This window comes from Limnospira sp. PMC 289.06, from assembly GCF_032350395.1.
Classification (GTDB): Bacteria; Cyanobacteriota; Cyanobacteriia; order Cyanobacteriales; family Microcoleaceae; genus Limnospira; species Limnospira platensis.
Genome location: NZ_JARPLC010000004.1, coordinates 87411 through 99134 on the forward strand (window position 1 = coordinate 87411; position 11724 = coordinate 99134).

Sequence of the window (11724 nt, forward strand, 5' to 3'; positions counted from 1 at the left end):
CACAGGTTAAGATAGAACTATCATCAGGGAACCAAAAACAGGGAACAGGCATTCCTGGCATCTACCGTCAGATATAGTAAATTGCTATATCTATAATCTATCAATATCAGTAACCCCAGTAAATCTTAACCCCAATCAGTTGATATGACTCCTAAAAAAATTCTAGGGCTGATAGTATTCGCCCTAATTGTTACCTTTATTACCTCTGCTGATGGTTTTACCTTCCTACCCGACCCAGTGCGGGGCGCTAGTAAAACCAGCCGCGAATTTTTAATTGGGCTGGTTCCCGACTGGCTAACCCCCCATAATTTCAACGAAGAACGGGAAAGGGATGTCGAACAGTTACAGAATACAACGCCAGAAAATAGCGGTAATTAAGGCAAAAAGTCAGCCTATAAGTTTACCGGGCTACTCTCTCCCCGTGGCTATCTTAGGCTTTCTTTTTCAGCCAGCTAAACATCGCCCGCAGGTCATGACCAACTTCCTCGATAGGATGTTCGGCTTCCTGGCGGCGCATGGCGGTAAACCCGGCTTTACCAGATTGATTTTCTAACACAAACTCCCGCGCAAACTGACCTGTTTGGATCTCTTTGAGGATCTTACGCATTTCTGCGCGGGTAGCATCTGTAATTACACGGGGGCCGCGAGTATAATCTCCATATTCGGCCGTATTGGAGATACTATCGCGCATTTGAGCCAAACCACCCTCAACCACTAAATCTACAATCAGTTTGACTTCGTGGAGGCATTCAAAATAGGCTAATTCCGGCTGATATCCGGCCTCTACAAGGGTCTCAAATCCAGCTTTAATAAGGGCACTTAAACCACCACAGAGAACCGCCTGCTCGCCAAATAGGTCGGTTTCTGTCTCTTCCCGGAATGTGGTTTCCAAGATGCCACCACGAGTGCCACCAATACCTTTAGCATAGGCCATAGCGCGATCGCGTGCTTGTCCTGACGCATCCTGATAAACCGCAAACAGACAAGGAACCCCCTGTCCTTCTTGATATGTACGGCGCACCAGGTGTCCAGGACCTTTGGGCGCTACCATGATCACGTCTACATTCTCTGGGGGGACAACTTGACCAAAATGGATATTAAACCCGTGGGCAAATGCTAGGGTTTTGCCTTCGCTGAGATTGGGTTCGATTTCGTTTTTGTAGACGGTTTTCTGCACTTCATCCGGTAGGAGGATCATAATTAGATCGGCAATTTTAGCCGCTTCATCTACCGGATAAACTGTTAAGCCGGCATCTTTGGCTTTAGTGGCTGACTTACTCCCTGGATATAGCCCGACGATGACGTTCATGCCACTATCTTTAAGGTTCAGGGCATGGGCATGGCCTTGGGAGCCATAGCCGACAATTGCAATGGTTTTACCTGCCAATAGATCTAGGTTGGCATCGGCATCGTAGTACATACGGGCCATAATCCGGGTTCTCCTTCCTATTCAAGTTGTGTGTTAAGGGGTACTTGCAAAACTTAAATCATATCATGGGTAGAGACCTAGTGGCATATATGATCCTGGTCACGATTTTCGGTAATTGCTACTCAAATCGGGCACATGATAGCTTCGACCGAGTTTTGTAAATATCTTTTAAATATCGTTGCCAATATTGTTACAAAATCTCAACTGGGCGATCGCCTAAAAGTCTTGTCAACACTGACTTGGGGTTTTTTAGGCTCAAATTTTGGCCGGGATTTGTTATTAAGTCTTGTGTCAGGGTCCTGCTGTGACGGGAAATTTGAGTTTCAATTAGAACTATAACCAACCTAATGTGATGTCAATGGCATAGCGTGATATGAAACAACCTTCACAGTTAACACGGCTGATTTGGGATTTCTATCGAGAAAACGAAGCCGAATTGCAACAGCTTAGACCCTTGGGACAGTGTAAAGTCTATAGGCGGTGGGGTGTTTTGCATATTCAGTGCATGAACCAGGACATCGCAGACGCTGTAAAATCCTCCCCATCGCTAATTCAGGAACCTGTTGTTCTGATGCGACTGGCTCATCAAATTAAAATATCGGTTAAGAATACAACGGTGGCTGTGTTTGATGTTAATTGGGACACCATCATCGCCTAGAACCTTTTGGTACGTCATAGTCTGGTCCCTACGGTCGTCGGATTGTAGGGACTTTGTTATATTCACAATTTTTTCTCAAATTTCCCGGAGTGCTTCATCTCCGACAGGAATAGGAAAAAGTAGATGCACCCTGATGGTTTTCCCCCGGCTTCGGCTGGGGGATTTTTTTGCCCAATACTGGACAATTACAAATTTTAAGACGATCGCCACCTTAACCGAGCGATCGCCTTCATCAACATCTCAACTTATTAACAGCTTTCCATCTATTAAGCCGGAACAGGTGAGAAACCATTATTATCACCTATCGATTGAGAACTATTAGCCGCTTTTTTGCCATTGCGTAACTCTTTTTGAATCGAAATAGCTTTTCCTAAAGAAGCGATCGCCTCCTGATATTTTTTCAGTCGGGATAATAAAGCGCCCCTGTGTCGCCAACTTTCCGCATGATCTGGCTTCAAAGCAATCGCCGTATCAAAACAAGCGATCGCATCATCATGTCGTTCCAACTTCTCTAAACAGATTCCCCGTTGACACCAAGCCTGATAAGCATCTGGCTGTAAAGCAATCACCCGATCCCAATTAGCCAGCGCCTGTTCATACTGTTTTAAAGCCGTTAAAATCTCACCTCGCCCCATCCAAGCCTCATAGCTATCCGATTTCAGGCTAATCGCCCGATCATAACAAATCACAGCCTCTTCATGACGTGCTAATTTTACTAAAACTCCCCCCTGAGAAATCCAAAGTTCTGGCTCCTTAGAATTCAGAGATATCGCCTGTTCATAGCAAGATAGAGCCTCCGAATATTGATTAATATGACATAAAGCCATCCCTCGATTTGCCCAAATATCAAACTGACCTGGATTAATTTGAATCGCCCGATCATAAGATGATATAGCTTCCTGATAGCGTTTTAATTGACTTAAAACATTACCTCGATTATGCCAAGTTTCATAATGATTCGCTTCCAGCTTAATCGCCCGATCATAAGACTCTAAAGCCTGCTCATACTTCTGAAATTTACGCAGTAAAGCCCCCCGATTGTGCCAAGCCGCATAATCATTAGGCTGAATCTTTAACGCCTGATTATAGGCTGAAAGAGCCTGGGAATAACGTTTTAAACGCACCAAAACATTACCCCGATTATACCAAGCATCTGACCGCTTAGGCTGAATCTTTAACGTGCGATCATAACACTCCAAAGCCTCAGAATATTGTTTTAGCTGCACCAAAGCATTACCCTTTTGATACCAAGCCTCATCTAAATCAGGGTTAATTTCCAAAGCCCGATCGCAAGAAGCGATCGCTTGTTTATATTGACGTTCATTAATTAGAGCTTCCCCCTTTTTCAGGAAATCATCCGCAATTAAAGGCTGAGAAGTATGCGGATGCTTAGGAGGTAATCGTAATTCATGATTATCATGATTAGATGGAGATTTTGATATCGGCTTAGAGATAGGTGGCGCAGAAACTGGTAAGGCTGGCGTATTAACCTGTTCCATCGCCTGATTTTTATAATTTTGCAGCTCCACCATCATCTGTTGTACCTGTCTAAGATACTGTAACTTCAGATTTTCTAGTTCTTGAATCGATACCTGGGAAGCCTCAACCTCTTTCCTTAAAAAATGAATAGACTTTTGTGCTACTTTCAACTGCATTTCTAAATCTTTAACCAATTTTTTAGACTGATAATGAGATTTTTTTAGTTGTGATTCTAAACCATCCAATTTATCTAATCTTTTGTTAGTTTCACTCACCAACTCTCGAATCACTAAGCGCCGCACCAACCAGAAAAACATCAAAGTTAAAGTCGGTGATAAAGTAGAAATTAACAGCAAAGTATTGAGTAATATAATCGTGTAGCCAAATTCAGAATTAGCTACAGAAGGGCTAACCTGAGCCAGTGACAAAGATGGGGAAGCTGAGGCTATAAATACCACTTCATCTGTTGTTAATGATGAATCCTCAGCTAATTCTGGCCGGCTCCAAGTTTCCGGGGTGCCAACAGTGGGAGTCAGTTCAACTTGGCTAATTTCGATATCAATTTTATCAACCAAATTTTCCGTATCACCAACCGGATTAGAACCAGATGTTAACTTAGGGGCGGCAGTTGCCGGATTTAGGAATTCGTTAGCTGCAAGCGCAGTCAGAGTCAACAGTGTTAGGGTCGATAGCCTCATGGATATAACTCACTCTTGCTTGATGATTAGGGGGATGGATAACGGATAGCTAAATAGTGACTCCCCCCCGGTTTAATATCCTTTAAACTCAGGGGGAGTGTCTTAGCTAGTTCATAATTACGCCCCAATTTTTGCAGGTCAGGAAATTGATAGTTATAATCTAGGGAGTTGAGGATTGGTTAAGAGTCAATCCGGTTGAGCAACCATCATCAAAGTTTCTGGTCGCCATAGCATCCCCGACCCCCCAGGAAAAACTATCGATTTGGATTTGATAGCCACACCAAAAAAAGCAGGCAAAATACCTGCTTTTTACAGTAAAACATTAGACTAATTGATATCGGGCTTGATATCTCTTATGCACCTACTGCTACCGGTTCTCGATGGCTGGCTAGAGGAGTTTGATGTTCCGATGGTGTGCAGTAGACCTCACAGGAATTGTTAGGGCTTTCAATCAACTTGATTTTATGGAGATTGGCTCCTAATTCATCAATGGGATTTTGCAGCAATTCACGGATATAAACGGCAATATTTTCAGCGGTTGGTACGACCTTAGCAAAGTAGGGAATATCTTTGTTGAGGAAAGTATGATCGAAGGGTTCAACCACATAATCATCGATCGCCTTCTGCACAGCCCCTAAATCCGCAATCATACCCGTGCGGGGGTCAATTTGACCACGAATGGTAACTTCTAGGTGATAATTGTGTCCGTGACCGTGAGGACGGGCGCATTTGCCATAAATTTTCGAGTTATCCTCATCATTCAGGAGAGGGTGAGCTAGGCGATGAGCCGCGCTAAAGTGGGTGCTGATGGTTAGATATGCTTCCATGGCGTTTCCTTGATAATCTGCCCAAAGTTGGGGGTGTTCAAATAGTTGAATGTTGGTTAGGGGTAAATGGGGGGCTAAACGATGCCAAATTAAATAAGCCAGAAATTCAGTTGTGGGTAGGGTGTGCTGAAATTCCGGCCATGCTTCATTGAGGAATGAAAAATCTAGGGGTTCGGTAACTTCACTCCTAATGGTATGTTTGACGTTCGACAGGTTAAGTACCATGCCATATTCGTCTAGTTCCCCTACCATTGAAACATACAGGACATAATTATGGCCGTGACCGGGGGCGCGGGCTGTTTGTCCAAATTTGGCAAAATTTTCGGCTTCGCTTAGTTCTGGCAACCAGTAACGGTGACTGGCTGAAAACTGGGCGCGACGGGTAATCAGGCATTGCATAAATGCAGGTTAATTTTTGCTTGTTAAGTTCTGTTAACTAATGTAGTCGGTTTCCGAATTTTTTTCAACCTCGATCCCCATGGTATGATGCTCTGCTCAAGAAATTATGGCGATCGCTCTCTGGTTAAAGGAATTTATGGATTTGCTCTTGGGCTTCTTGACGTAAGCGATCGGCAATGCGGAAAAATTCATGGCCAGCGTGTAGATAGGATTCGTCATAGTTCAGCGTAAACATATTTAATTCTTCGATACCATCACCAATATGATTCAGACAGTAATAAAGATGCGCCGCCACTCCCGCAATATTCGCCGGGTTGGGAGTCGAGCGAAATCGAGTTTGGGTTTCCGCTAGGATATCTCTACAGGTTTCAATATAGGCTTGGAAATCTGCCATTAATTCATCATCAAAGGGGTCGCCCGATAAGTTATCGATTTCTTGTTTAAATGGTTGAAAAATCCGCTCAATATTTTGATTAACAGGCCTATAGACTTCCTGTAACCATTGGTCTAGGTCAAAATCTTTAGACCGCCCTTTGGGCTTCTGTTTACGGGGTCGGGTTGGGCTGCTTAGGCTCCGGTCATAATTTTCACGTTTTTGGGGATCGCTCAGAACTTCATAGGCTTGATTAATCCGAATAATTATATCGTGATTGGCTGTTTCTTCCTGACTGTCTGGATGGAATTTTTTGGCTAATCTCCGATAGGATTTTTTGATATCCGTTTGACTGGAATGGGGTGCAACCTCTAAGATTCTATAGTAATCATCAATTTGCATCATCTTTTAACAGTGATCATGATAGTTTAAAAAATGCTAAAATTCCCTAGTATTTAGCTATGAGATTAAGTGATGCAGCCCCGTAAATATCTGGTAGCAATCATCATCATTAACGACATTGCCATATTTAAACACCCAGAAATTATTAGATGTCTGAAATATTTTATACATAATAGCTAAATTTGATCATCTCTGGCCTTCCTTAACGCCACTGGCTCGGCAGGACTGAAGGCTCACTACAGCCATCTGGTTTGGGGTTAGGGGACTCAGTAATGGTCTCGTATCACCTATATTTATGCTGATGAGCCAAATTATCTGGGTTACTCAAATATTAGTTGCTCCCTGAATCCATCTCTGGTATATCATTTGGTGTTTTTTGTCAACCCCCTAAAGGGAGGAATATTATCATCTTTTTGCAGATTTTGCTATTAACAACAATCTGTTAAAATTCTAGCGGAGAGTGGAATATATCCCCAAGACTAAAACTCCCCAATTCGTCAATGAGGACAATATATGAGTAGACTTCGTAAAATTCTCGCTGGGGCTGGAATTGCTACCGTCGGTGCTATTGGTACTAAGATGGCGGTAGATTATTTCCGCAATCGCAATAAAGAAGAAGTGGTTGACGAAAGTGAAGGTGATGTCGAGGAAGAAGAACTTCCGGCTGAACAGGTGAGCTATGCTGTAGTTCAGGATGATTCACTTCAGGAATTCCTTGATGCGGCTTTTGGCGCTCCTGGTCGCTATGTTCCTACCCGTCCTTCTAAGGTTTTCTCCTATCACGGGGAAGAATATATGGTGGTTTGGACTTATGATAATGATAAGTCGAAAAATCAAATGTTGGCGTTTAAATACACTGATGCAGGACGGAAGATGATCGCTAGTGTTGGATACACCAGCGAGAAGACTGATTATAACTTGACTGGTTTGGGTGAAACCGAATTCGCGATCGAGGTTAATGGCGAAAAAATCACTTCTGGTCAAGGAGAAACAGACGGCACAGATGATGTTGATTTTGTTCCGGTAACCGCCTAGATCAGCGTACTGGAGTAGATCCAGGAGGACATTTTAATCCTTGACCAGGTACAGGGGTTGAGGATAATAAGGGGGGTATTTTAGATGGTGTGTCTGTTGGGCACAGGTTAGCCATCAAGACCACCCCTCCCTCGTTTTTTCCTACTGTCATGACACCACTATAACTACGCAGGTCATCGGTTTTGGCTGTGGCTGTTATGAAGACGGTTTGAGCGGTTTCGCCTTCGGTTTTAATGGCGTATTGATAACTGTCGGTTTCCAGATTGAGATGACCAGATAGACCCTGAAGGGAATTAGCAAAATAACCTTGATTTTGATAATATGTCTGTTGTCCCAAGGCGATCGCCTTCATCATCAAAGGAGCGCGATCGCTACTTCGCAACCCTGGTATATCTTCCAAGACAGACGAAAAATTGACCTGACAACCCGTTAAAACGATAGGAGCCAAAAATAGCAAATATTTCCACATCATCTCAGTTTCCTTGACTTAACGCGATGCTAGACCTCACTACAAGGCGATCTGGCTTGATTCCTGAAATTAATGAGAAATCACAATGGGATCCAAAATGGGTAACCGCAACCTTTGGACAGTCCCGGAGAGGACTATATGAGTATTTACTCATGGGGGCTTAACAGCGATCGCCACAGCCATAAATAGGTAAACTACCTTCAGGGAAGTGGTAGTGTCCTGGGGGATAATATGCGATCGGAGCTAGGGATTGTCCCAAAAGTGCTAAAACTTGGCGATCTTAGTTGAGGCTTTGGGTAGGATCAGCACCTATCGTTGGTAACCAGCTAACAGGCTACCATGGGCTGTGTCAACCGAAAACTATCCGATTATGATTGATATAGCCGGGGTCTGACGCAGCCTACGCCACCAATATCGCACTAAGCGTGCGATCGCATCAAAGTCCGCCATCAGTTCTGGGGGGTAATCTAAATGGCTGAATGAGAATGATTAACCATTATACAATAAATGACCTACAATGTACCTTGTACAAGGTAAAAGGTAGATAGAGGCGAGTTTTAAATGCTCTATTGTGATGATGGTTTGGTGTTTATATATTCCGTAAAATACACTTAAATAATTCCGTATGGCTTGGTTGATTTTGGCGAAATCACTGATAAATAATCCTACTTAACCAGGCTAAAATATAGCCAATATTTTGAATGGTTATATATTGATTATATATGACTAATAAATTTTGCCGAATCTGGCGGCTCACACTATCACAAACTAACTGTTGATTTATCAATGATTTGTAGGAGGCAAAAATGCCAGCCAAATCGATCCTGGATGATGTTGTGCAAAACTTAGATACCAGCGATGAGGTGTTTCGTATAAAAAAAATCATGATTTGTGCTACCCATGGAAAATGGGAGAGTGATTCAGCAGTTATCGCCAATACTCCTATGCGGGATTTAGTGCAATCTTTGTATTGGAGTACCCAAAGCCTTGAACGGCTTAATAGTATTTTGAATAAAATTTTATATAAAATTAACAAAAAAACAGAATATACAGTTATTGTTAATCTGGTATTGAGTCAAGTTGGGAGATTGTACCTTGAGGGAGATCAGGAATCTTCTACTGAGATGGTTATGACTTCCTATCAGTCGTCAGACCGTCCTCACTCTCAACTTGATTGGTCAGTTAATCCCGAAAACTTTAACCACAATCCTCCCCCCAAAAAACTAGATAATATCTTTGATATTCGTTTCAAGATCATGCAGACTGCCAACCCATTAAGGGTGAAGATATTGATATTTTCCGTCTTAGAAAATGAGTTTACATTTAGCGATCGCGACTGGCTACAACTCAAATCAATCGAGTTAGATAACCTGATTGAACAACTGTTTCAAATGTTTCCTAACTTTGAAGATTTGAAAGTTTATCTCAAAAAAATGGTCGCTTACCTAGAGGATTCTGATGAAGATGCTCAAGTGGCAACAGTTTTAATTGAAACCATGCGTCTTTGCTATAATCATCAAGTAGTTAATCACAACTATTTTCAGGAATTACCTGAATCTAATTATAGTCAGGATCAAAAATTATCTGATCTCGCCAAAACTCAGGGAATTGATTTGAACGAAAGCCAGACTATTCAAGTAGCAATGCCCACCAATTTAGTCGCATCTCCCACACCGGAAATCTCAGGATTACAAACCTTACCAATTCCTACAGAGTCCGGTCAAGCGCTATCCAATAACGAATTGGTATCAGAGTCATCGGCTAACCGTTCTAAGTCCAATATTATTCAGGAACGTTTGGGGTTAAAAGATGGTATTCACAAGCGAGTTAGCCAGGGAGTAACCGAAGCTATAACATCCATTGCTAATACCCTACAGAGTTTAGAAGACCAACTAGACGGCCGAATGATTAGCTATGAGGTTGAGGAGCAGTTAAAATTCAAGTATGAGGTGCTTAAAGACTTCATTGCTCAAGTTCAAGAAAAAATCCTACAACTAGAAGAAATAGTTGATCAATCTGAAACGACAGAACGCCAACAAACCGCAGCCAAATCAGAGATTACTGACCCGTTACCACCACCTACTCAGATATCAGATTCCGGGGGTACTAATCAGGTACTAGAACTAGCTAAAGAGGGTAATCCTAAAGCGATCGCATCCTTCCTAAATCACTTAGTAAAATCCAAAGGTATCCACGTTTTAGCTCAATCTAAAAATCAGTGTTTGCATCTAATTCTCGAATCCCAGCACAGTTTCGCGCCAGAATCAACCACCCAGTTTATCCACAAAAAGTTACTATCCCTACAACTACAATCTATTAACATTGTCAAAATTTACTTCCGTAAGCCAGGTGATCAGTCTTTTATTTGGGCTCAAAAAATCAACTATGTAAACCATAGTTAATAATTGATAATTCCGAATAAATTAACAGCCAAAGTACAAGGATGAAGATGGATGGATGAGCGGACTTTCTTAAATAAATATCGAAGTGGAGAAAAATTGTTTCGAGGTGTTAACCTCCGCAATGCTGAACTAAGTAATGCTGACCTAATTGGAGCCAATTTAAGTGGCGGTGATTTTCAAGGAGCCAATTTTGTGTTAGCCTATCTTAATGGAGTTAACCTAACTAGGGCAAATTTAGAAAAAGCCAAATTAGGAGGAGCTAACCTATCACGAGCTAATTTAAGTGGCGCTCAACTAACCGACGCTGATTTTCATGGTACTATCCTGCAAGCAGCCGACCTGAGAAAAGCTAATTTAACCCTAGCCACATTAGTTGATGCTAACTTAATTCAAGCAGATTTACGCGGTGCTAATTTGCAAGGTGCAGATTTAAGGGGTGCTTGTCTACGGGGTGCAAATATGCGTTATGAAAGGCGTATTTATGAGAGTGTAAATTTACGAGGCGCAGATTTAAGAGGTACCGATTTACAGGGGGTTAATCTCACCGGGGCTGATTTAACTCGCGCTAACCTAATGGGGGCTAATTTAACTGAATGTGTACTGCGTGGCGCGATTCTCAACCAGACTAACCTTTCCGAAACCAATTTACAAGGGGCGATTTTAACAGAAGTTAATTTAAGTGGTGCTAATTTAATTGGTTCCCGCATGGTTAAGGTAAAACTAGAGCGAGCCATCTTGACTAACGCCCAAATGCCTAGGGTGGAATTGTGCGACTCAATTTTACCAGATGCTAATCTCAGTAATGCTAATCTCAGTCATGCTAACCTAAGCCGGGCGAATTTGGTACGGGCGGAACTAAATCGGACTAATTTAAGTTCGGCTAATTTGACTCAGGCTGATTTAACCGATGCTTCTCTTGGTCGGACAAATTTGCGAAATGCTAACCTTAGCTATGCCTACTTAACTCGTACTGAGTTTAGTAGTGCTAATACCATTGGGGTAAACCTACATGGCGCGATCATGCCTAATGGCGAGATTCATGATTGATAGGGCTTTGATGTACTACTTTAGATAGATTTGGTCGGGAATTTGGGCGCTTTTGGCAATACTTATGCTATAGTGTCTGCATGAGAGTTACTCAATCACTAAACAGAATAAGGCTGAGAACAGCACTTTAATTATGACCACAAGTGAAAGCACTAACTCATATTTAGAGGCTCCTCAGCCTAGCAATTGTTCAATTCACAATTCTTCTGAAACATTTTCCAACATTATGCAAAAACTAATGAACTACGCGGATCGTAGCATTACGGTTTTATTTTCTATTCTGAGACAAGTTGAGGAGAACCTAGGTTAGAACTATAAACCCAAAAAACTTAAAAATCACCCGGTTTCTGTATCTTAACCTTCGAGTCAAAAACCGGGTGGTTTTTTTGGCTAGGTGAAGTTTAAACAAACAAAAAGCGCCCCCCTGGTGGGAGGCGCTTAATTTAATCAAAGCTATAAATTAGCCGATTTGAGGTGCAACCAAAGCTACAGGCTCAGACTCAGCG

Annotated in this window: 10 protein-coding genes; 5 read left to right on the forward strand and 5 right to left on the reverse strand. The window is 42.2% G+C overall.

The window, feature by feature from the left end; all coding sequences use genetic code 11:
- The first annotated feature begins 144 nt into the window (after window positions 1–144).
- Complete coding sequence (locus tag P5674_RS02065; RefSeq protein ID WP_014276235.1) at window positions 145–378, forward strand: hypothetical protein; 234 nt, start codon at window positions 145–147, stop codon at window positions 376–378.
- Window positions 379–430: 52 nt separating this feature from the next.
- Here P5674_RS02065 and ilvC read toward each other — a convergent pair whose 3' ends face one another.
- Window positions 431–1429, reverse strand: coding sequence for a ketol-acid reductoisomerase (gene ilvC / locus P5674_RS02070; protein WP_043468462.1), 999 nt, complete (start codon window positions 1427–1429; stop codon window positions 431–433).
- A gap of 373 nt (window positions 1430–1802) precedes the next feature.
- Here ilvC and P5674_RS02075 point away from each other — a divergent pair, with 373 nt between their 5' ends.
- Entirely contained in the window at window positions 1803–2087 is a 285-nt protein-coding gene (locus P5674_RS02075; protein WP_006620093.1) for a hypothetical protein, read from the forward strand.
- Window positions 2088–2353: 266 nt separating this feature from the next.
- Here P5674_RS02075 and P5674_RS02080 read toward each other — a convergent pair whose 3' ends face one another.
- The 3 genes from P5674_RS02080 to P5674_RS02090 all read right to left on the reverse strand — a co-directional run bounded on the left by P5674_RS02080 (window position 2354) and on the right by P5674_RS02090 (window position 6265).
- Window positions 2354–4264 carry a tetratricopeptide repeat protein gene (locus P5674_RS02080; protein ID WP_014276238.1) on the reverse strand — a complete coding sequence of 637 codons (1911 nt, stop codon included), beginning with the start codon at window positions 4262–4264 and terminating at the stop codon, window positions 2354–2356.
- Between the two features lie 353 nt (window positions 4265–4617).
- Entirely contained in the window at window positions 4618–5490 is an 873-nt protein-coding gene (locus tag P5674_RS02085) for a 6-carboxytetrahydropterin synthase (protein ID WP_014276239.1), read from the reverse strand.
- Window positions 5491–5614: 124 nt separating this feature from the next.
- Window positions 5615–6265, reverse strand: a complete 651-nt coding sequence (locus P5674_RS02090) for a J domain-containing protein (RefSeq protein WP_014276240.1) — start codon at window positions 6263–6265, stop codon at window positions 5615–5617.
- A 513-nt stretch (window positions 6266–6778) separates the two neighbouring features.
- Between P5674_RS02090 and P5674_RS02095 the strand changes: the two genes are divergently transcribed.
- Window positions 6779–7300, forward strand: a complete 522-nt coding sequence (locus P5674_RS02095; RefSeq protein WP_006620089.1) for a hypothetical protein — start codon at window positions 6779–6781, stop codon at window positions 7298–7300.
- Between the two features lies 1 nt (window position 7301).
- Here P5674_RS02095 and P5674_RS02100 read toward each other — a convergent pair whose 3' ends face one another.
- Complete coding sequence (locus tag P5674_RS02100; protein WP_014276241.1) at window positions 7302–7772, reverse strand: type IV pilin-like G/H family protein; 471 nt, start codon at window positions 7770–7772, stop codon at window positions 7302–7304.
- 803 nt (window positions 7773–8575) lie between these two features.
- Here P5674_RS02100 and P5674_RS02105 point away from each other — a divergent pair.
- Together P5674_RS02105 and P5674_RS02110 are read left to right on the forward strand one after the other, a co-directional pair.
- Complete coding sequence (locus tag P5674_RS02105; RefSeq protein ID WP_062945859.1) at window positions 8576–10171, forward strand: hypothetical protein; 1596 nt, start codon at window positions 8576–8578, stop codon at window positions 10169–10171.
- A 51-nt stretch (window positions 10172–10222) separates the two neighbouring features.
- Window positions 10223–11218 carry a pentapeptide repeat-containing protein gene (locus tag P5674_RS02110; RefSeq protein WP_006620086.1) on the forward strand — a complete coding sequence of 332 codons (996 nt, stop codon included), beginning with the start codon at window positions 10223–10225 and terminating at the stop codon, window positions 11216–11218.
- The last annotated feature ends 506 nt before the right edge of the window (window positions 11219–11724 follow it).